Genomic DNA, 19658 nt, shown 5'->3' with positions numbered 1-19658 from the left:
CCTTGAGCATGAGCGGAATAGAACGACCGAGCGGGCGCAGACGCGCCCGCTCCCGAAAGGCTGTGGTCTCGGCGCTGCAATTCCTTGTCGTTGTGGCAACCACCTATCTCGGCCTCCTCGCCGTCACATTCTTCATCGGTCGGGTGATTCCGATTGATCCGGTGCTCGCCGTCCTCGGCGACCGGGCGCCTTCGCATGTCGTTGAGAGAACCCGTGAGGCGATGGGGCTCAACCTGCCTCTCTACCAGCAATTCTTCATCTATGTCCGACAGGCGCTTTCCGGCGATTTCGGCGTTTCGGTGCTCACGACCAACCCGGTCATGACGGACATCCGCCGCGTTTTCCCGGCGACGATCGAGCTTGCGAGCCTCGGGACGCTGATCGGCGCCTTCATCGGCGTGCCGCTCGGCGTGCTTGCAGCGGTCAAGCGCGGCAGCATCGCCGACCAGATCGTTCGTGTCATCGGCCTTGTCGGCTACTCGGTTCCGATATTCTGGCTGGCCCTGCTGGCCCTGCTCGTCTTTTACGCGCGGTTGCAATGGGTCGCCTATCCCGGCCGTATCGATGTCGTCTACGAATATACGTTTTCGCCGATCACAGGCTTTTATCTCGTCGACGCGCTCTGGCAGGGGCAGTGGGATGTTTTCCGCGATGTCTTCCGCCACATCATTCTGCCGGCATCGCTGCTCGGCTATTTCTCGCTCGCCTATATCAGCCGCATGACCCGCAGCTTCATGCTGAACGAGCTGCAGCAGGAATATATCGTCGCCGCGCGCGCCAAGGGCCTTTCAGAAGCACGGATCATCTGGGGCCACGCACTGCGCAATGCAGCCGTGCCACTCGTGACGGTGATCGCGCTTTCCTATGCGGGCCTGCTTGAAGGCTCGGTACTCACCGAGACCGTGTTCGCTTGGCCGGGGCTCGGTCTCTACATCACCAATTCGCTGCAGAATGCCGACATGAACGCCGTGCTTGGCGGAACGATCGTTATCGGGTCGGTCTTCATCGGCATCAATCTCCTGTCCGATCTCCTCTACCGGACGCTCGATCCGAGGACGCGCGCACGATGAGCCTTGCCACCGAAACACGACCGATGACGCGCCGCGAATGGCTGCTGTCCGACCGGCCACAGTCGCGCACCCAGGCGCGTCTCGGCCGCGCCTACATGACCTGGCGCCGTTTTTCGGCCAACCGCCTGGCGGTTCTCGGGCTAATCATTCTGCTCGGGCTGATCTTCGTGGCGGCATTTGCCGATGTGCTGGCGCCGCATTCGCCAGTGATCGGCAATCTCGCGGGGGCGCGGCTGTTGCCGCCCGGCAGCGAGGGATATCTGCTTGGCACGGATGACCAGGGCCGCGATATCCTGTCGCGACTGATCCACGGGTCGCGGCTGACGCTTGCGGTGGTCGTGCTCGTCGCGGTCATCGCCGCTCCGGTCGGCCTCATCGTCGGCGCTGTCGCCGGCTACTCCGGCGGCTGGATCGACGCCGTGCTGATGCGCATTACCGACATCTTTCTCGCTTTTCCAAAGCTTGTGCTGGCGCTCGCCTTCGTTGCGGCGCTTGGACCCGGCATCGAGAATGCCGTCATCGCCATCGCGATCACCTCCTGGCCGCCCTATGCGCGCATCGCCCGGGCCGAGACGCTGACGGTGCGGAACTCGGACTATATCGCCGCCGTGCAGCTTATGGGGGCATCGCCAGCGCGCATCATCTTCCGCCATGTCATGCCGATGTGCCTGTCGTCGCTCATCGTGCGCGTCACGCTCGACATGGCCGGCATTATCCTGACGGCGGCGGGTCTCGGGTTTCTCGGCCTGGGGGCGCAGCCGCCGCTGCCGGAATGGGGCGCGATGATCGCCTCCGGCCGCCGCTTCATTCTCGATCAATGGTGGGTCGCCACGATGCCCGGCATCGCCATCCTGATCGTCAGCCTCGGCTTCAACCTGCTCGGCGACGGCCTGCGTGACGCGCTTGATCCACGGGAGAGCGGCCAATGACAGCGCTCTTGACCGTTGACGACCTCAGGGTTCGCTTCCCGACGCGCACCGGTGTCATCGAGGCGGTCCGCGGCTTCTCCTTCACGCTCGGGCGCGAACGCCTCGGCATCGTCGGCGAGAGCGGGTCCGGCAAATCGCAGACGGGGAGGGCGATCATGGGGCTCACGCCCTCGCATGCCGAGGTTACTGCAAGGACGCTTTCGTTCGGCGGTATCGATTTGCTTTCCGCGCCCCCCAAAAAGCGCCGGGATCTCCGCGGCAAGCGCATCGCGATGATCCTGCAGGATCCGAAATATTCGCTGAATCCGGTGATGAGTATCGGCCGGCAGATCGTCGAGACGCTGAGGCGTCACGAGAAGATCGGCCGCGCGGAGGCCCGGGAGAGGGCGCTGGATATGCTCGCGGCCGTGCAGATTCGCGACCCGGCCCGCGTCTTCGACCTCTACCCGCACGAGGTCTCGGGTGGCATGGGTCAGCGGGCGATGATCGCCATGATGCTCGTCGCCGGGCCGGAGCTTCTGATCGCCGACGAGCCGACGTCCGCTCTTGATGTCACGGTGCAGCTGGAAGTGCTGTCGATCCTCGACAAGCTGGTTGCGGATCGCGGCATGGGATTGATCTTCGTCTCGCACGATCTCAGGCTCGTCTCGTCCTTCTGCGATCGGGTGCTGGTCATGTATGCCGGCAAGATCGTCGAGGAAATCGCCGCATCGGATCTTGGCAACGCCAAGCATCCCTATACGCAGGGCCTCCTGAACTGCATGCCCGTCATCGGGGCGGATCGCCATCCCTTGCCCGTACTCGACCGCAAGCCGGAGTGGGCGCTATGACGGCTGCCGTTTCCGTTCGAAACCTCACGGTCAGCTTTGACGAGTTCAAGGCGCTGGACGCCGTCGACGTGGATGTGGCTCCTGGTGAGTCCTTCGGTCTCGTCGGCGAGTCCGGCTCGGGCAAATCGACTCTGCTGAGGGCGGTCGCCGGACTTGCGCCGGTAACCGGGGGTACGATCCGCGTCGAGGACCGGCAGCTTCTGGGCGCACGCCGCGACAAGGCCTTCTACCGCTCGGTGCAGATGGTGTTCCAGGATCCCTACGGCTCGCTGCATCCGCGCCAGACGGTCGACCGGCAATTGCTGGAGCCGCTGGCGATCCACGGCGTCGGCGACGGCGAACGCCGCATCCTGAAGGCGCTGGACGAGGTGGGGCTCGGTTCGGGCTTCCGCTTCCGCTATCCGCACCAGCTTTCCGGCGGCCAGCGCCAGCGCATCGCCATCGCGCGGGCGCTCATTCTCGAACCCTCGATCCTTCTGCTCGACGAGCCGACGTCGGCGCTCGATGCATCTGTCCAGGCGGAAGTGCTCAACCTTCTCGAAAAGGTGCGTCGCGACCGCAAGCTGACCTTCATCATGGTCAGCCACGATCTCGGGGTCGTCACCCATATGTGCGACCGGCTGGCGGTCATGCAGAACGGACGCGTCGTCGAACGACTGTCGTCGGCTGATCTCGTCGCGGGACGGATCGGCGAGGACTATACGCGCAACCTGATGGTGGCGAGCAAAGGCTTTCGGCGAGGGTGAAGCTCGAGGCGGTTCAGCCTCTGTTGCCGTCGCCGCCCTCAATCTCCCTGTGAAACGCAAAAACGCACCGAGACAATGTCTCGGTGCGTTTGCAGAAAAGCGTCTTTCTGGTCTTCACTTGCGCCGCAGGAAGCCGTCCGGAGCAACCGTGATCATCAGTTTCTGGTCGATGGAGCGGTCGACCTCGAATTCCGGGTGCGACTCGAGATATTTCCACACGGCCGTCTTGGGGTTGTTTCCCTTGCCCCAGGGACGATCGGGATAGGCTTCTTCCGGCAGATCTTCGATGACGGTATCGAACACGACGCAATAGCTGTCCTTCGTGGTCAACGGCGCGTAGGCCTCCAGTTCCGCCAATACGTGATCATGGGTGTGATTGCTGTCGAGGCAGACGAGAACGCGCGAAAACGGCTTTGCAAAGTCGTAAACCCGCTCGACGACGTTCCGCTCGATGCTCGACCCCTGGATCATGTGGATCCTGGACGACATCGGGTGAGCCTCGATGGCCTCGCGGTTGTGGGCACGGATGTCGATGTCGACGCCCAGAACCTTCCTGTGCGGAGAGCGGGGATCGAATGTCGTGCCGGCTTCGATCGCATCGCTCATGTCGAGAAGCGCCAGGATCGATGCGCTCATGATGAGTGAACCGCCGTGGGCGATGCCGGTTTCGATGATGAGATCCGGCCGGGTCTGCCAGATGATCTCCTGCATCGCGACGATGTCTTGCGGATACTGGATGATGGGCCGGCCCATCCAGAAGTAGTTGTAGGAGTATTTCGGACCGATCGACTGACGCAGGAAATCGGCGGCACTCTTCCGGAATTCGCTGTTTGCCTCGATTTCGGAGATGCGCGCAGCAACCTCCTCTCGGAAATCAGTCATGATCGACCTCGATATAGGTGTATGCATTGTTGGACATTCGCTTGATCTCTTCGAGATAGTTGCGGTTCATCACGTAGATGCTTGAACCAGGGGGCAAATCCGCCAGGACATCCTCAGGCGCGCGGACCGGTAGTCCGGTAATCGGCAGGTATTTGCCCTGCTTGGCCGGGTTGATGTCGATGACCGCCTTTACCGGCAATCCCGCACGCGTGCGGAGCAGCGAGAAGATTACGCCCTTCGACGCTCCGCCCCAGATCACAGCCGGCTCCTGGTCCGCCGTATCCAGCGCCTCGAGCTTGCGGGTGAAATCCGTGGGAAGGCCCGCCCGGTCGTTCTCATCGATGGCGGGTCTGCGCAACGAATTCAGTTCCGCGACGACGAACAGATACTGGCCGCCGAAGACCCGGCCGCTCGAGATGACGTTGCCGAAGATCCGGTGAAAGTCGGAAAGTCTGAAATAATTGACGTGCTCGTAGAAGATATCGAACCAGGCCCGGCGCTCGCAGATCCAGTCGAAGCAGGGAACTTCGATATAGATCTTTCCTTGGCCGCCATTCGCCTGTTTCAATTGCTCGAGAAAGGCGACGGGATCCGGAATATGCTCGAGCACATGGCGCAGGATGAGGCCCTTGGCCTCGATGCCGGACCCGGGCTGGAAATATTCCCTGCGGACGCGCGGGTTGTCGCCCTCATAGGCCGGATCGAAACCGGTGATATCGACGCCCTGGCCGAGAAGTTTCTCAAGGAAGAAAGCCTTCCCGCATCCAACTTCAACGAGCTCCTGGCGGCCCATCGTATCGAGAATGATCCTGGTGACATCATCCAGATGACGCTGGAACGAAGGGCTGACGGCCTGCTCGTTCTGATAGCTCGTATCGTAGATCATCAGTTCCGGCCTGAAGGCCGCATTGCGCACCAGGCCCGTGCCAAGATCCTCCACCAGGCGCATCTCGCCGCGCGGAGAGGATATTGCCTCGTCGGCGCTGTCGTACATCTTGTTCTGAAAAATCGGCAACTCGCGTTGCTCGTAAAGCACCCGCGTGGCGTTTCCTGATGCCATAAGTGGTTCCTCAGCCTGTCGGTTCACCTGACGCCCACGACATGAGGTGGGTCGACGAGGTTTTCAGCTCGACCTCCGAAATTGAGCAGGTCCCGCCTACCATGTTCGTCGGCGATTCTCTCAGCAAATTCTCGGATCGTTACCGGTACGCCTGAACAGATATTGACCGCTCCTTGCGCGGTGCTGACCGAAGCGGCCACGATCATCCTGGCTGCCTCGCGAACGTCAAGAAAATCGCGGACCTGGTGACCTTGGGTCAAATCCGCCCTCTGCCCGGAGGCAAGGGATTTTCTGAGATAGGGAACGAAGCGCCGCTCGTCTTCTCCTTCGCCATAGAGATAGAACAGCCGGCACCAGGCAAATTCGACGCCTGCCTGCGGCAGCCATTGCGAAAGCGCCATGAAGGCCGCCGCCTTGGCGCCCGCATAGGGCGTCAGGGGCTTGAGCGGCGTATCGGTCGTCAGGGGCCGGCCGGTGAGTTCGTATTCGAAGCATGTGCCTATGCCGACAAAGCGCCTGACGCCCGCGGCGGCAGCGCCTTTGGCGATCGCCAGAGTGCCGGTGAGACAATCGAGATTGATGGGTGACGTGAGGTATTTGCCGGGTTCGGCGTACCAGGCCAGATGGATGATAGTATCGATGCCGGCGAGTGCTTGCGCCCACCACTCCGCCGATTCGGAAAAAAGCGCGTTGGTTGAAAGAATGCGCCCGATTCCGGACATGCCGAGAAATCTGTCCTCGCTTGCCGGGCGGACGACCGGACACGCGACAATGCCGCGTTCGGTCAATTCGCGTAAAACATGGCGGCCGACGAAACCGGTGGCGCCGGTGAGAAGGACTTGTTTGGTCAAGCGTTTTCCAGTCGCGGGCGAGGGCGATTTTCGCATGGCATGGCGTTCATGGGACTGATATCAGGTTTCCGCACGCCAGCGTCTTTCGATCGCACGGAAATGATGGTACCGCCCTCCAAGGTCGTCGCCCTGATGAACCCTTCGGCCAATTGAGAGGACATGCCATGCAGCGCTTCAGGCGCATCCATACGGAACTTCCCGGCCTGACGGTGGTCGAGCGCATGCAGTTCGGTGACGAGCGTGGTTTCTTCTCGCGTTTCTTCTGCCAGGAGGAGCTTTTCGGGTTCGGTTCGACCGGCGCGATTGCGCAGATCAATCACACGATGACCCGCTCCAAGGGCGCTGTTCGCGGGCTGCATTTCCAACGGTCTCCCCATGAAGAGGCGAAGTTCGTGTCGTGCCTGGCCGGCGCGATTTTCGATGTCGCCGTCGACATGCGTCCGGACTCGCCGACCTATTTGCGTTGGCACGGCGAGGTTTTGAGCGCCGAGAACGCGCGGTCGATGATGATTCCGGGCGGCTTTGCCCATGGGTTCCAGACCCTCACCGAGAACTGCGAGCTGATCTATCTCCACGACAAACCCTTTGCGCCGGAGGCGGAAGGCGGATTGAACGCGCTCGATCCGCGCATGAATATCGCATGGCCCATTGAAATCACCCAGATGTCCGAGCGCGACCGAAGCTTCGCCTTCATCTGACCGCCGGCATGAGGCGGCGCGCGACCGCCTCAGATCACCCGCACTTCCGGAATGGCAACCACAAAACGGCCGCCCCAGGAGCGGACATGATCGTTCGCGGCAACGATTTCGTCCGTTAGGTTCCAGGGAAGGATCGCGACATAGTCGGGCTTGGCGGCCGCCAGTTCGTCTGGTGCGTGGATCGGGATATGGCTGCCGGGCGACAGCTTGCCCTGTTTCAGGTCGTTGCGGTCGACGATAAAGGCTATGTCGTCCGCGGTAAGGCCGCAAACATTTAGGAACGTGTTGCCCTTGGCCGCCGCACCGTAAGCCGCCACGGTCTTGCCCTCGGCCTTTGCGTCCGCAAGGAAGGCCCGGAACTCTTCGCAGACCGCTGCGATCCGCTTCCCGAACGCCAGGTAGGTCTCCATGCGCATCAGTCCGGCCGCCGCTTCGTCGGCGCGCACCTTCGCGAGACCGGTGGTCTCCGGCCTTTTGCCGCCCGCCAGTTGCGCATAGACGCGAAGCGAGCCGCCATGGGTCGGCAGTTCCTCGACGTCGAAGACGTGCAAGCCGCAGGTCTTGAAAATACGCTCGACGGCGACGAGCGAGAGATAGGAATAGTGCTCGTGGTAGATCGTGTCGAACTGGATGCCTTCGATCGTGTGCAGCAGATGCGGGAATTCGAAGGTCGCCACGCCGTCCGGCTTGAGCAGGATCGGAAAGCCGCTGACGAAGTCGGCGATATCCGGCACGTGCGCCAGAACATTGTTCGCGGCCGTCAGGTCGGCGCGGATGCCGCGGGCGACCAGTTCACTCGCGGTGATCTGCCCGAAGAAGGCGACGTGGGTCGGAACGTTGCGCCCCTCGGCGATCTTGGCAGCGTTGGCTGCCGGTTCGACGCCAAGCACGGGAATATTCTTCTCGGCAAAATATTGCAGCAGATAGCCATCGTTGGAGGCAACCTCCACCACCTGTGACGTGCCGTCGAGATTGAAACGACCGATCATCTTTTCGGCATAGCGGCGGGAATGGTCCAGCCAACTCGTCGAGAACGAAGACAGGTAGTGATATTCGGCGTTGAAGATCTCGTCGGCGGGTACCGTTTCGGTGGTCTGGACGAGCAGGCATTCCGAGCAGACCATCACCTGCAAGGGAAAGGCCTGCTCCCGCGCGATCGCTTCTTCGGTCGGCTCGAGAAACGAGTTGGACCAGGGCGTCGCACCCAGATCGGCAACGAGAGTTGCGAGCGGAGTCGAGCAGAATCGGCAGTGATGGGGCATTATCATGGGCGACCTTTCGTAAATGCGGCGATCTGGCCGAGCGTGAGCTGGCGAGCGGTCTCGCCCCGGCGCCAGCCGTTGTACCAGTGTGCGGTCCACTCGATCGCCTGTCGCTGCGTTAGTCGCGCGTGCCAGGCGAGGGTCTCGGCTGCGAGTGCCGGATCAAGACCGAGTGTCTGCATTTCGCGCGGTTGCGCGAGCGAGGAAACATCGTCCCATTGCGGGGAGAGGCCCATTGCCGCCTGGATGGCGTTCGCCACGTCGCGCACGGCAATGGGCTGCTCGGTGGGCGAAGGGCCGAAGTTCAGTGCATCGACGCTGGCTTCGCCCTTGTAGAGCGATTCGGCGAACAGGAAATAGCCGTTGAGACAGTCAAGCACATGCTGCCACGGGCGCGTCGCCAGCGGACTGCGGATATGGAGTCTTTCACCTGAAAGCGCTGCCCGCACAATATCGGGCACCAGCCGGTCGGTCGAAAAGTCGCCGCCGCCGATCACGTTACCGCCGCGCGCCGTGGCAATGCGGATGCCGCGCCCGTTGAAATAGGAACTGCGCCAGGTCGCGACCGCGACCTCGCATGCGGCCTTCGAGCCCGAATAGGGATCATGGCCGCCGAGCGTGTCGGTTTCCCGAAAGTGGCGGCCGCTCTCGTCGTTGCGGTAGACCTTGTCCGTCGTCACCACGAGAATGGCCTCGACCGACGGAGCGGCGCGGGCGGCCTCCAGGAGCCGTACCGTGCCCATGACGTTCACGTCGAAGGTCTCAGCCGGCGCCGCATAGCTCTCCCGCACGAGCGGCTGTGCCGCCATATGCAGAACGATTTCCGGCTCGCTCGTCCGCAGGGTCTCGGCAAGTGCTTCGCGATCGCGAATGTCTCCGAATTGCCCCTCCGGCAATTCGTCCTCATGCAGCAGGGCGTAGAGCGATGGCTGCGAGGCCGGCGCCAGGGCGTAGCCGGTCACATGCGCCCCCATCTCTCGCAGCCACAGTCCGGCCCAACTGCCCTTGAAGCCCGTATGGCCCGTGAGAAGGACGCGTTTTCCCGCCCAGAACTCTGGATCAGGCAGACGGGTCATGACCAGACCTTCCAGGGCGCGCGGTTCTGCTGCCAGAGCTCTTCGAGCTGGTTTTTGTCGCGCAGCGTGTCCATCGGACGCCAGAAACCGTCATGCTGGAAAGCCATCAACTGGCCGTCGCGCGCCAAGCCTTCGAGCGGCCCGTCTTCAAACGGGGTGTGGTCGCCTTCGATCCGGTCGAGCACCGAGCGGTTGAGGACGAAGAAGCCGCCATTGATGCGGCCGTTGTCTCCCGCAGGCTTTTCCGTAAAGCTGTAGACTTGGCCGGAGTCGATTGCGAGCGCACCGTATCGTCCCGGCGGCACGACGCTCGTCACGGTCGCGTCCCGTCCATGCCGGCGGTGGAAATCGGCCAATGCGCGGATGTCGATGTCAGCGACGCCATCGCCATAGGTGAGGCAGAAGGTATCGCCGAGATAGTCGGCGACGCGCTTCAGGCGCCCGCCGGTCATCGACTCCGCGCCGGTTTCCACCAGCGTTACCCGCCAGGGTTCTGCTTTGCTTGTGTGAAAAATGGTCTCGCCCGTCGCCATGTTGAAGCTGACGTCCGAGGAGTGCAGGATGTAGTTGGAGAAATACTCCTTGATCATGTAGCCGCGATAGCCAAGGCAGATCACGAAATCCGAAAAGCCGAAATGGCTGTAGATCTTCATGATGTGCCAGAGGATCGGACGGCCGCCGATCTCGATCATGGGCTTGGGTCGCAGGTGGCTCTCCTCGGAGATGCGTGTGCCGTATCCACCGGCGAGAATGACGACTTTCATGCCCGATCTGCCTCCCACGTGCGCGTTGCGCTCCGTTTTTTCGTATTCCAGCCTTGCCCGGGGCTTGATTGGCGACGTTCAACCTGGGGAATCGGCACAACCCGTGGATGAGCCCGCGCGTCGCCGGCGCTCCTTGGAGTATTTTAGGGACAATTGCAACTATAAGGCGTCCTGAGGCTGGCCGATGCAGCCGGGCCGGCTGCTTGCGCGGGTTTGGGGAAAGGCGCAAAATGCCGCTCGCTGGGGCATGGTTCACCGCGGGAGGAGCGAATCATGGATGAAATGAGCCTCACTAATCTGCAAGCGGGAAAGACGACGATTAAGGCCGAGGCGATCGAGGCGCTGGCGGGGCAATTGCGCGGCCGCGTGCTCACTGAGAACGACGCGGCCTACGACGAGGTGCGCGCGATCTGGAATGGGATGATCGACCGCAAGCCCGCGCTGATTGTGCAATGCGCCGGGGCCGCAGATGTCATCAACGCGGTTCGTTTCGTGGCCGAAAACGGCCTGCTCGTCGCAGTGCGTGGAGGTGGACATAACATTGCAGGCAACGCTGTCTGCGACGGCGGCCTGATGATCGATCTGTCACCGATGAAATCGGTGCGGGTGGACGCTACGGCGAAGAAGGCTTGGATCGAGCCGGGTGCGACGCTCGCCGACGTCGACAAGGAGACCCAGGCTTTCCGACTGGTGCTGCCGACCGGGATCAATTCGACGACCGGTATTGCCGGATTGACGCTTGGCGGCGGTTTCGGATGGACCACGCGCAAGTTCGGTTTGACGCTTGACAGCCTGCTTTCGGTCGATGTCGTGACGGCGGATGGCGAACTGGTGCGCGCAAGCCCGACGGAGCATCGCGATCTGTTCTGGGCGTTGCGCGGCGGCGGCGGAAATTTCGGCATCGTCACGGCTTTCGAATTCCAGCTTCACGACCTTGAACCGCAGGTCCTGGCGGGGCTCGTCGTTCACCCCTTTGCGGACGCGCAAGCCGTCCTTCAGCAATACCGCCAGGCGCTCGAGACGGCGCCCGACGAGCTCACCTGCTGGGCGGTAATGCGGCAGGCGCCGCCGCTGCCATTCCTTCCCGAGGAGTGGCACGGCAAGGAAATCCTCGTTCTGGCCATGTGCTACTCAGGCGATATCGCGGCCGGGGGGCAGGCGACCGCTGCCCTGCGTTCGATCGGCAATCCGATCGCCGACGTCGTCGGTCCCAGTCCCTTTGTCGGCTGGCAGCAGGCGTTCGATCCCTTGCTCACGCCCGGCGCTCGCAACTACTGGAAGAGCCACGATTTCATGGAACTGTCCGATACGACGATCGGCATCCTGCTGGAAGCCATTCGTCAATTGCCGGGACCGGAATGCGAGATCTTCATCGGCCACGTCGGCGGTGCCGCCGGTCGTGTTGCAGCCGAGGAAACGGCTTTCCCGCAGCGCAGCTCGCATTTCGTCATGAACGTTCATGCCCGGTGGCGCGAACCGGAAATGGACCAGGTCTGCATCGACTGGGCGCGCCGTCTTTTCGAGGCGGCCAAGCCTTATGCGGCCGGAACGGCTTATATCAATTTCATGCCGGCCGACGAGGTCGACCGCGTCGAGACTGCCTATGGCAGCAATTATGGACGGCTTGTCGAGGTCAAGCGGCGATACGATCCGCAAAACCTGTTCCGCATGAACCAGAACGTGAGGCCGATAGAGGAACGGGGGGCGGCATAATCTCCGCCTCGGTAGAAGGCAGGCTCCGGCCATGCGCGAACAAGCGCGTGGCCGGTCGAATGCCGCAAACGGCAGAACGGGTGACCAGGGAGTTGCCATTGCGAATGGCTGAGGGCGATGTGGCGCCTTGGCAGAGAGGGGTTACATGGGGGAACGGTCGGTCGATGGCCTGTTTCGGCGCGCGGCAGAACATGCCGTGCGCTTCCGGGACGGAATATCCGGGATTCCGCAAAAGCCGCAGGTTTCCTATCTCGCATCGCTCAAGGGATTTCGCGAGCCGCTGCCGATCGAGGGGTGCGCCGGTCCTGGTGTGATCGACGAGCTTGTGGCGAAGGCGGAGCCGGGACTTCACACGATGACGGGCCCGCGCTTTTTCGGCTGGGTCATTGGCGGGTCGCATCCGGTGGGCGTCGCCGCTGACTGGCTGACGAGTGCCTGGGGCCAGAACACGGGCAACCATCATGCAACGCCGGCAGCGGCCGCCGCAGAGGCGGTTGCCGGCGGCTGGCTGCTCGATCTTCTCGATCTGCCGAGAGAAAGTTCCATCGGTTTCGTTACCGGCGCGACGGTCGCCAATTTCGTCTGCCTATCTGCAGCACGCGGCGCCGTCCTGCGAAGGGTCGGCTGGGACGTCGAGGGGCAGGGCCTGTTTGGTGCCCCGCCGATTGCGGTCCTCATAGGCGATGACGCGCACGCGACGGTCTTCTCTGCGTTGCAGTTTCTCGGCCTCGGGCATGACCGGGTCGTTCGCGTGAAGACCGATGGTGCGGGACGAATCCTCACCTCCGATTTCGCCGAGGCGGCCGGCAAGGTCTCCGGGCCGTGCATTGCCATCCTTCAGGCGGGGCAGATCAATACCGGCGCGTTCGACGATTTCGAAGGCATCATCCCCATCGCCAAAGATATCGGCGCCTGGGTTCATGTCGACGGCGCGTTCGGCCTTTGGGCGCGCGCCTGCCCCCAGAGGAGCGGACTTGCCAAGGGTGTCGACGGGGCCGATTCCTGGGCGACCGACGGACACAAATGGCTGCAAACACCCTATGACTGCGGCTATGCCATCGTTCGCAACGAAGAGGCGCATCGTCGTGCGATGACGACTGCGGCAAGCTACCTCCCGCCGAGCTTTGAGGGCGAGCGCGATCCTAGCCATTTCGTTCCGGAACTGTCGCGTCGTGCCCGTGGCTTTGCCACCTGGGGGATGATCAAGCATCTTGGGCGCGACGGGATCGCCGCCATGGTCGAGCGTCACTGCCGGGTCGCTCATGCAATGGCCGAAAGGCTGAGATCGGAAGAGGGAATAGAGGTCCTGAACGACGTCGTGCTCAATCAGTTCCTCGTGCGGTTCGGTGCGAAACACCCGGGCGATGAGGCCGACCGGCTCACGCAACGGACGATCGAGCGAATACAGACCGATGGCGTCTGCTTCTGCGGCGGCGCAACCTGGCGCGGTCGCAAGGTCATGCGCGTATCGGTGATTTCATGGCTGACCGACGATCTCGCCGGCGATGTTGCGGCAGACGCGATCATCGCGGCCTGGCGGGCGGTCCGGGCGAATGAGGCATCAGTCTCGGCTTAGGGGACGACATCCGGAGCGTTTGTGAGGCATAGCTAGGCAGATGGAAAGTCTTATGAGTTCGCTGACACTGAAGCGTGTCTATGAGGCGCCGGAGGCAAGCGACGGCGCGCGCATCCTCGTCGACAGGCTGTGGCCACGCGGGATCGCCAAGGACAAGGCGCGGATTGACCTCTGGTTGAGGGACATCGCGCCGAGCGATGCCCTGCGCAAACGCTTCCATGGAAAGCCCGAGGCATGGGACGAGTTCTGCACCGCCTACGCGGAAGAACTGAACGGGGCGGCGGCTCAGGCGGCGGTCAAGGAACTCCTCGAGCAGCAGGCGGAAGGCCCGGTGACGTTGCTTTATGCGGCGCGGGACACGGAGAGGAACAATGCCGTGGCGCTGAAGGCATGGCTGGAGCGCGGTGAGGGAGGAGACCGGTCGCCGACGTAAGAGGCAAACCGCCATGGGGTGGCTCGTCCAGTCACACCCGCATCGCTTCGATCACGGCCCGCAGCCCCGCGGATATGTTCCGGCGGCTCGGGTAGTAGAGGTAGAACCAGTCCTCCGGCGGGCACCATTCGTCAAGGCAGCGGATCAGCCTGCCGTCGATGATCTCGCGTTGTGCGCGATTTTCCCAGACATAGGCGAGCGCCACGCCGGAGAGCGCCACCTGGACCATGAGTTCTTGGTCATCGAGCGCGATCGGTCCGTTCGGGTGGAAGGCGACAGCCTCGCCGCTGTGTTCGAATTCCCAGGGGTAGCGCACGCCGCTCGGATACGTGTTCTGGACGCAGACATGGTCCTTCAGCTCATGCGGCGTCTGCGGGATGCTCCGTTCGCGGAAGTAGTCCGGTGCGCCCACGACCGCGAAGCGAAGCCGAGGCCCGATCTTCACCGCCACCATGCCTTCCCGAAGGCTCTCGCCGAGGCGGATGCCGGCGTCGAAACCTTCCTCGACGATATCCACCAGCCGGTCGGTCGCCGAGATCTCGAGTTGCAGATTGGGATTGTCCCGGATGAGCGGCCCCATCACCCGCCCCAGAATGAAAGGGGCAACCGAATTCGGGACATTGATGCGCACCTTGCCGAACGGCGTATCGCGAAACCTGTTGAGCGCGTCGAGCGCCGATCCGATTTCACCGAAGGCGGGGGTAAGATGCGCTTGAAGCATGGTGCCGGCATCGGTCAGCGAGACGCTGCGGGTCGTGCGATTGAGCAGCCGAAGTCCGATCCGCTCCTCCAGATTGCTGACGGCATGGCTGATCGCCGAGGCCGTGACCCCGCGTTCCTCGGCCGCTTTCCGGAAGCTCCGGTGTCGGGCGACGGCGTCGAAGGCCGCGAGCTCTGATAGGTCGGTTGCGCGCATAGATGAATCTCGCTCAGCATTATTGAGAGAATTTCCATTCTAATCACGCAAATCGAATTGCGCCATTCTGCCCTTGTCGCCACGGGCAAGTCAGCCCCGGCCTCGAGGATCTGATCCTCATCCGATCAAGGAAGGAGTTCGCAATGGCACAGACATGGTTCATCACAGGCTGCTCGACCGGCTTCGGCCGCGCGCTCGCACAGCACGTCATCGCGCTCGGCCATAACGTCGTCGTCACCGCTCGTGATGCGGCGCAGGTTGCCGATCTATCGGCCATCGCGCCGGACCGCACGCTCGCTCTCGCGCTCGACGTGACGAAGACGGACGACATTGCCGAGGCGACACGCGCCGCCGAGCAGCGCTTCGGCCACATCGACGTTCTCGTCAATAATGCCGGTGTCGGTTACTTCGGCGCCTTCGAGGAGAGCGACATGGATGCGGTCCGCGCCATGTTCGAGGTCAACGTCTGGGGCCTCGCCAACATGACGCGCGCGGTCCTCCCCGGCATGCGTCGACGCCGCTCGGGCACAATCGTCAACATCTCTTCGATCGGCGGCCTGCGGTCGGTGCCCGCGCTCAGCTTCTACGCGGCCTCGAAATTCGCTGTCGAGGCATTGTCGGAAGGGCTGTCGAAGGAGGTCGAGCCGCTCGGCATCAAGATACTCATTGTCGAGCCCGGTCCTTTCCGCACCGATTGGGCGGGACGTTCCGCCGGCGAGGCGACCGTCTCGATCAACGACTATGAGGACACGGCAGGAGCGGTGTGGCGGAGGATCAGAGGCTACAGCGGCAAGCAGCCCGGCGATCCGGAACGGGCCGCACGCGCGATTGTCATGGCGGTCAATGCCGCCGAACCGCCGCTGCGGCTGCTGCTCGGCCGCGAGGCTCTCGCCGGCGCCCGGGCGAAGCTCGATGCCTTGCGCAAGGATTTCGACGCCTGGGCCGAAGTGACCGAGGGGGCCGACTTCCCGACCACTGAATCGAACTGACTGAAACTCGAAGAAAACATCCAACTCAACTCAACTCAAGGAAAGGATACTACCATGCGCATCTGGTTCATCACGGGCGCTTCCCGCGGTTTTGGCGCGCTCATCACGAAGGAGGCACTCAGCGCCGGGGACGCGGTGGTTGCCACAGCGCGCCGCCTCGAATCCCTCGATGTCCTCGGCCGGCACGAAAATCTCCTGACGCTGGCGCTCGACGTCACCAATGAGGAACAGGCCAGGGCGGCGGCCGCGGCAGCGGTGGAGCGCTTCGGCCGGATCGACGTCCTGCTCAACAATGCCGGCTACGGCCTGCTTGGAGCCGTCGAGGAAGCAACGACAGAAGAAATCGAGAAGATCTATCGCACCAACGTGTTCGGCCTTCTTGCGGTGACCCGGGTCGTCTTGCCGCAAATGCGGCGCCAGCGGTCGGGCCATATCATCAATATCTCTTCGATCGGCGGCTATTCGGCCTTTACCGGGTGGGGCGTCTACGGGTCGACCAAATTCGCGATCGAGGGACTGACCGAGGCGCTTGCCAAAGAACTTGCGCCGCTCGGCATCAAGGCGACGGTGGTCGAGCCGGGCTTCTTCCGCACCGACTTCCTCGACGAGCAATCGCTGGCGGTCAGCCCGTTGTCGATCTCGGACTATGGCGAGACCGTCGGCGTCATGCGCGAATTTGCCAAGACGGCAAATCATGCCCAGCCGGGTGATCCGGCACGGCTCGCAAAGGCCATGGTCCAACTCGCCCATGCCGACAACCCGCCGCTGCGAATGCCGTTCGGAAGCGATACGGTCGCGGCGATCGAAGCCAAGAACGCCCATGTCGCCGGCGAACTCGCCGCCTGGCGCGAACTCGCGGTCTCGACGGACTTCCCGAAGGAAAGTGCGTCCGCCCATTGACAAGGGCTCAATTGCAGAAGGCCGGTGGCTGCGCAAAGGCGGCCGCCGGCCCTCTCTTGCGACCCGAGCAAGGCACCCGAGCGCCGCCACGGGCGCCGTTCGCATCTGCCATTCGTCGTTGACTTCGCAGGTGATGAGAGGAAAATGTCTCTCCTGATACGTCACTACGCAACATCAAGGGTGCCTACGATGACGATCGCAAGAAAACTTCAGGACTATATTGAAGGCGAGGGTGTCGCCTACGACACCGTTGCTCATCACCGCACGGCAACCACCAGCCAGTCAGCGCAGGCGGCCCATGTTCCGGGCAGCAGGTTGGCCAAATCCGTGGTCGTGCATCACGAAATGGGATACGTTCTCGCCGTGGTTCCGAGTACGCATCGGATCGAACTTTCCACATTGCAGGAAGTGATGAACAGGCGCCTTGGCCTCGCCTCGGAGGAGGAGGTCAGCACGCTTTTCGCCGATTGCGACACCGGTGCGGTGCCGCCGATCGGATCGGCCTATAATGTGCCGGTGATCCTCGACGAAAGCCTCGGCAACGTCAGCGACGTCTATTTCGAAGGCGGTGACCACCGGACATTGGTGCATGTCAGCGGCCCCAACTTCCGCAACCTGATGAAGGATGCGAAGGTCGCTCGCTTCAGCCACCCGTCGTAAAAGGTCACGGTCCCCGTCGAGCCCTCGCAACCGGACGCCGAGGTGGCGCTTTCGGAAGATTGGCTGTGCGCCCCGGCATCAAAGTCGCGTCATCCGTCGATCATGACGTCCGGAAATCAAATGGACATTTATGAGCGCGGCCTTCGAGGCAGCGCCATGTCGCCGTCACAGCAGCAGTTCCCAGTTCTGCCCGACCACGTCGCGCCCGAAGCTGTGGTGCTTCTCCTCCTGCACGAGATGAAAGCCTGTCGTTTGATAGATGTGCCGCGCCGCGGTCAGAATGTCGTTGGTCCAAAGAGTGACCTTGGAATACCCCGCCTGCCGCGCGAAGCGGATGCATTCCTCGACGAGCCGGCGACCGATCCCGAGACCTCGAGCGCTCGGCTCCGTGTAGAGAAGGCGGAGCTTGCCGACGCTCGCTGACTCTTCAACCAGGAAGATAGAACCGACGATCCCGCCTTCGCGCTCCGCAATCCAGCAGCGCTCGCGGTTCGGTTTGAAGTTTTGAATGAAGTCTGCCGTGATCTGGGCAACGAGAGCCTCAAAAGTCTCGTCCCATCCATACTCCTCGGAATAGAGCACGCCATGGCGATGGACAATCCAACCCATGTCTCCGGGCTGATGTGTGCGCAGGATGTAGGGGACGCGAGCAGGCTCGGAGGGTGCACCCCCGAGCAGACGCTCGGCGTCGGCAAGCGCCGTGGCGAGCTTGCGCCGTTCAGGCAGGGAGAGGCGATCGAGCATGGCGCCCACTTCGTCGCGCGAACGAGCGTCAATTACGGCGAAGCTGTCGCGGCCCGTCGGGGTCAGCGAGAGCAATACCTGCCGCCCGTCCTCGGGCGATGGGCTTTTCGAGACGAGGCCGCGCTCTTCCAGGCTCCGTAGGAGACGGCTGAGATAGCCGGAATCGAGTTCGAGCTCTGCCCCGAGTTCCTTGGCCGTGGATGTTCCCCGCTGCGCGAGCTCGTAGACGAGGCGACCTTCGGCGAGGGAAAGCGGACCTCCAAGCAAGCCTTCGTGTAGCAGACCGATCCGGCGTGTGTAGAAGCGGCTGAAACGCCGCACAGCGGCAACATGATCTTCCTGATCGACCTGCGGCATCGGTTCATTCCCTGGCCCTGCTAGATGGTGTCTGATTTTGTCATATAAATACATGACAATGTCAACTATTTGCGCCGATCGGCAGTCGTTGTGCAGGATCAAGTTTCTGATTTCGGAGGCGATCAGCATCGTCTCGAAGGATTCCTCGCTCGGGAAAGATCAATGCCGGTCCGTGACTGGACGGACCTCCGCAGTTTCATCAGCGGCTTATAGGACAGCTCATGAATCTTGCGCCTGACGATTTGCCAAAGGAGCTCTTCGCTTCCAGTCTCGGTAACGATCGCTATCTCCACCGAGCCTTCCGATCTCCGGCCGGGCGAGAAAGACGTCCCGCAAGAGAGATCGAACGACTCCGTCGCGCGCGGGACAGCTTAAACTGGTTCATGAGCGTCCGGTGGCGCGAGAAGTCGTATCCCAGGAGCCGCGGGCCATCGTCTGCGCTTTCCTCGCGCCGTGGAAGGCGGCCCAGCTCTTCGGAGGTTTTCACGAAGCCGAAGTAGAAGTGCATGAACTCGCGGAACTCCATGATCCTGATCATATAGGTCCGGCACGGCGCGGTGATCCTATCTGGCGGTTCTCGAAACCCTCCCCCAGGGGTCGACGGCATCTCGATCTGTCATTGCGGCTACACCAACATAAGGAGGACGTTGTTCACAAGATCTGTGACGACGTCGTCGGCCTGGGCCTGCAGAATGGCCACCTGAGAAGGATGCGCCGCCATGTTCCTCTTCTTCAGCTTTTCCCGCAGGATTTCGGCGGTGTTCTTCGAAAAGAGCGAAGCGTTCTGACAGATGTCGATCGTCTCCGATTCCTTGAGTTCCTCGAAGTGCTCTATGGCCGAAACCACAAGGCCTGCCTTCTTCGGGAAACGCCGCCCGATGGCCGTGTTGAAGTCGGCAAGACGCTGGGGGTCGGCGAGAATCCATCGAAGCATGTGGTCGAACGCCAGGTTCCACGTCATCACCACGCATGCCCGAAACGCCTCGGCTCGATAGCAGCTCAACGCCTCACGGAGAAATGTCCGTTCGGCGATATCGGGGACCTTGTCGGGAAGGTCGGATAGGAGCCTGCTGACATGGATTACGCTCTGATGGACGCCATACTGTTGATTTGCACTGAGAAGTGATCCGGCATTGCGGGATATTTTCATCGAGAATTGACCCATGTTTTGAACCTTGCTCCGCGTGTTTTCAGCGGGAGCT

Annotated in this window: 20 protein-coding genes; 11 read left to right on the top strand and 9 right to left on the bottom strand. The window is 62.3% G+C overall.

The features are described 5' to 3' along the window. Nucleotides 1-8: 8 nt before the first annotated feature. From QN224_RS26190 to QN224_RS26175, 4 genes are read left to right on the top strand one after another with little or no spacing between them, the layout of a single operon-like run. Nucleotides 9-1070: an ABC transporter permease gene (locus QN224_RS26190; protein ID WP_283979002.1), complete on the top strand. Its 1062-nt coding sequence runs from the start codon at nucleotides 9-11 to the stop codon at nucleotides 1068-1070. After that, on the top strand, nucleotides 1067-1999 hold the full coding sequence (locus QN224_RS26185) for an ABC transporter permease (RefSeq protein ID WP_269281985.1): 933 nt from the start codon (nucleotides 1067-1069) through the stop codon (nucleotides 1997-1999). The genes QN224_RS26190 and QN224_RS26185 overlap by 4 nt, the downstream gene beginning before the upstream one ends. Next, entirely contained in the window at nucleotides 1996-2829 is an 834-nt protein-coding gene (locus tag QN224_RS26180) for an ABC transporter ATP-binding protein (RefSeq protein WP_283979001.1), read from the top strand. The genes QN224_RS26185 and QN224_RS26180 overlap by 4 nt, the downstream gene beginning before the upstream one ends. After that, complete coding sequence (locus tag QN224_RS26175; protein ID WP_283979000.1) at nucleotides 2826-3575, top strand: ABC transporter ATP-binding protein; 750 nt, start codon at nucleotides 2826-2828, stop codon at nucleotides 3573-3575. Before QN224_RS26180 ends, QN224_RS26175 begins: the two co-directional genes overlap by 4 nt. 114 nt (nucleotides 3576-3689) lie before the next feature. Here QN224_RS26175 and QN224_RS26170 read toward each other — a convergent pair whose 3' ends face one another. Genes QN224_RS26170 through QN224_RS26160 form a run of 3 tightly spaced genes read right to left on the bottom strand, consistent with a single transcriptional unit; the run spans nucleotide 3690 to nucleotide 6368 of the window. After that, a complete protein-coding gene (locus tag QN224_RS26170; RefSeq protein ID WP_283978999.1) occupies nucleotides 3690-4457 on the bottom strand; it encodes a cephalosporin hydroxylase family protein in 768 nt (255 codons plus the stop codon). After that, nucleotides 4450-5517, bottom strand: a complete 1068-nt coding sequence (locus QN224_RS26165; RefSeq protein ID WP_283978998.1) for a class I SAM-dependent methyltransferase — start codon at nucleotides 5515-5517, stop codon at nucleotides 4450-4452. The genes QN224_RS26170 and QN224_RS26165 overlap by 8 nt, the downstream gene beginning before the upstream one ends. A gap of 23 nt (nucleotides 5518-5540) precedes the next feature. Next, nucleotides 5541-6368, bottom strand: a complete 828-nt coding sequence (locus QN224_RS26160; protein ID WP_283978997.1) for an NAD(P)-dependent oxidoreductase — start codon at nucleotides 6366-6368, stop codon at nucleotides 5541-5543. Nucleotides 6369-6532: 164 nt separating this feature from the next. On the opposite strand from QN224_RS26160, the gene rfbC reads away from it, so the two are divergent. Then, entirely contained in the window at nucleotides 6533-7066 is a 534-nt protein-coding gene (gene rfbC, locus QN224_RS26155; RefSeq protein WP_283978996.1) for a dTDP-4-dehydrorhamnose 3,5-epimerase, read from the top strand. 29 nt (nucleotides 7067-7095) lie between these two features. Here rfbC and QN224_RS26150 read toward each other — a convergent pair whose 3' ends face one another. From QN224_RS26150 to rfbF, 3 genes are read right to left on the bottom strand one after another with little or no spacing between them, the layout of a single operon-like run. Further along, nucleotides 7096-8328: a class I SAM-dependent methyltransferase gene (locus tag QN224_RS26150; protein WP_283979097.1), complete on the bottom strand. Its 1233-nt coding sequence runs from the start codon at nucleotides 8326-8328 to the stop codon at nucleotides 7096-7098. A gap of 2 nt (nucleotides 8329-8330) precedes the next feature. Further along, entirely contained in the window at nucleotides 8331-9404 is a 1074-nt protein-coding gene (gene rfbG / locus QN224_RS26145) for a CDP-glucose 4,6-dehydratase (RefSeq protein WP_283978995.1), read from the bottom strand. Then, nucleotides 9401-10168, bottom strand: coding sequence for a glucose-1-phosphate cytidylyltransferase (gene rfbF, locus QN224_RS26140; protein ID WP_283978994.1), 768 nt, complete (start codon nucleotides 10166-10168; stop codon nucleotides 9401-9403). The genes rfbG and rfbF overlap by 4 nt, the downstream gene beginning before the upstream one ends. A 273-nt stretch (nucleotides 10169-10441) precedes the next feature. Between rfbF and QN224_RS26135 the strand changes: the two genes are divergently transcribed. The 3 genes from QN224_RS26135 to QN224_RS26125 all read left to right on the top strand — a co-directional run bounded on the left by QN224_RS26135 (nucleotide 10442) and on the right by QN224_RS26125 (nucleotide 13890). Beyond that, nucleotides 10442-11881 carry an FAD-binding oxidoreductase gene (locus tag QN224_RS26135; RefSeq protein ID WP_283978993.1) on the top strand — a complete coding sequence of 480 codons (1440 nt, stop codon included), beginning with the start codon at nucleotides 10442-10444 and terminating at the stop codon, nucleotides 11879-11881. Nucleotides 11882-12026: 145 nt separating this feature from the next. After that, complete coding sequence (locus QN224_RS26130; RefSeq protein ID WP_283978992.1) at nucleotides 12027-13457, top strand: aspartate aminotransferase family protein; 1431 nt, start codon at nucleotides 12027-12029, stop codon at nucleotides 13455-13457. A 52-nt stretch (nucleotides 13458-13509) separates the two neighbouring features. Further along, nucleotides 13510-13890, top strand: coding sequence for a DUF488 domain-containing protein (locus tag QN224_RS26125; protein ID WP_283978991.1), 381 nt, complete (start codon nucleotides 13510-13512; stop codon nucleotides 13888-13890). A 31-nt stretch (nucleotides 13891-13921) separates the two neighbouring features. Here QN224_RS26125 and QN224_RS26120 read toward each other — a convergent pair whose 3' ends face one another. After that, on the bottom strand, nucleotides 13922-14806 hold the full coding sequence (locus QN224_RS26120) for a LysR family transcriptional regulator (RefSeq protein WP_283978990.1): 885 nt from the start codon (nucleotides 14804-14806) through the stop codon (nucleotides 13922-13924). A 143-nt stretch (nucleotides 14807-14949) separates the two neighbouring features. Here QN224_RS26120 and QN224_RS26115 point away from each other — a divergent pair, with 143 nt between their 5' ends. The 3 genes from QN224_RS26115 to QN224_RS26105 all read left to right on the top strand — a co-directional run bounded on the left by QN224_RS26115 (nucleotide 14950) and on the right by QN224_RS26105 (nucleotide 17355). Further along, nucleotides 14950-15795, top strand: a complete 846-nt coding sequence (locus tag QN224_RS26115; protein WP_283978989.1) for an oxidoreductase — start codon at nucleotides 14950-14952, stop codon at nucleotides 15793-15795. A 54-nt stretch (nucleotides 15796-15849) separates the two neighbouring features. Beyond that, a complete protein-coding gene (locus tag QN224_RS26110; RefSeq protein WP_283978988.1) occupies nucleotides 15850-16695 on the top strand; it encodes an oxidoreductase in 846 nt (281 codons plus the stop codon). Nucleotides 16696-16884: 189 nt separating this feature from the next. Then, on the top strand, nucleotides 16885-17355 hold the full coding sequence (locus QN224_RS26105; RefSeq protein WP_173509478.1) for an aminoacyl-tRNA deacylase: 471 nt from the start codon (nucleotides 16885-16887) through the stop codon (nucleotides 17353-17355). A 165-nt stretch (nucleotides 17356-17520) separates the two neighbouring features. On the opposite strand, the gene QN224_RS26100 is transcribed toward QN224_RS26105, so the two are convergent. Beyond that, nucleotides 17521-18456 (bottom strand): helix-turn-helix domain-containing GNAT family N-acetyltransferase, encoded by a 936-nt coding sequence (locus QN224_RS26100; protein ID WP_283978987.1) that lies wholly within the window; start codon nucleotides 18454-18456, stop codon nucleotides 17521-17523. A gap of 625 nt (nucleotides 18457-19081) precedes the next feature. Further along, the coding region (locus tag QN224_RS26095) for a hypothetical protein (RefSeq protein WP_283978986.1) at nucleotides 19082-19658 on the bottom strand (577 nt) is incomplete at its 5' end.

Origin of the sequence: Sinorhizobium sp. 7-81 (assembly GCF_030124405.1) — a bacterium.
Classification (GTDB): domain Bacteria; phylum Pseudomonadota; class Alphaproteobacteria; order Rhizobiales; family Rhizobiaceae; genus Sinorhizobium; species Sinorhizobium psoraleae.
Note: the sequence above shows the minus strand (reverse complement) of the source record. Positions and strands in the feature narration are given on the sequence as shown.

Coding starts and splice junctions, on each gene's coding strand:
- QN224_RS26130 (WP_283978992.1), top strand. CDS start 12,027: ATGGGGGAACGGTCGGTCGATGGCCTGTTTCGGCGCGCGGCAGAACAT.
- QN224_RS26165 (WP_283978998.1), bottom strand. CDS start 5,517: ATGGCATCAGGAAACGCCACGCGGGTGCTTTACGAGCAACGCGAGTTG.
- rfbF (WP_283978994.1), bottom strand. CDS start 10,168: ATGAAAGTCGTCATTCTCGCCGGTGGATACGGCACACGCATCTCCGAG.
- QN224_RS26125 (WP_283978991.1), top strand. CDS start 13,510: ATGAGTTCGCTGACACTGAAGCGTGTCTATGAGGCGCCGGAGGCAAGC.
- QN224_RS26135 (WP_283978993.1), top strand. CDS start 10,442: ATGGATGAAATGAGCCTCACTAATCTGCAAGCGGGAAAGACGACGATT.
- QN224_RS26100 (WP_283978987.1), bottom strand. CDS start 18,456: ATGCCGCAGGTCGATCAGGAAGATCATGTTGCCGCTGTGCGGCGTTTC.
- QN224_RS26105 (WP_173509478.1), top strand. CDS start 16,885: ATGACGATCGCAAGAAAACTTCAGGACTATATTGAAGGCGAGGGTGTC.
- QN224_RS26175 (WP_283979000.1), top strand. CDS start 2,826: ATGACGGCTGCCGTTTCCGTTCGAAACCTCACGGTCAGCTTTGACGAG.
- QN224_RS26185 (WP_269281985.1), top strand. CDS start 1,067: ATGAGCCTTGCCACCGAAACACGACCGATGACGCGCCGCGAATGGCTG.
- QN224_RS26170 (WP_283978999.1), bottom strand. CDS start 4,457: ATGACTGATTTCCGAGAGGAGGTTGCTGCGCGCATCTCCGAAATCGAG.
- rfbC (WP_283978996.1), top strand. CDS start 6,533: ATGCAGCGCTTCAGGCGCATCCATACGGAACTTCCCGGCCTGACGGTG.
- QN224_RS26190 (WP_283979002.1), top strand. CDS start 9: ATGAGCGGAATAGAACGACCGAGCGGGCGCAGACGCGCCCGCTCCCGA.
- QN224_RS26110 (WP_283978988.1), top strand. CDS start 15,850: ATGCGCATCTGGTTCATCACGGGCGCTTCCCGCGGTTTTGGCGCGCTC.
- QN224_RS26120 (WP_283978990.1), bottom strand. CDS start 14,806: ATGCGCGCAACCGACCTATCAGAGCTCGCGGCCTTCGACGCCGTCGCC.
- QN224_RS26180 (WP_283979001.1), top strand. CDS start 1,996: ATGACAGCGCTCTTGACCGTTGACGACCTCAGGGTTCGCTTCCCGACG.
- QN224_RS26150 (WP_283979097.1), bottom strand. CDS start 8,328: ATGCCCCATCACTGCCGATTCTGCTCGACTCCGCTCGCAACTCTCGTT.
- QN224_RS26115 (WP_283978989.1), top strand. CDS start 14,950: ATGGCACAGACATGGTTCATCACAGGCTGCTCGACCGGCTTCGGCCGC.
- rfbG (WP_283978995.1), bottom strand. CDS start 9,404: ATGACCCGTCTGCCTGATCCAGAGTTCTGGGCGGGAAAACGCGTCCTT.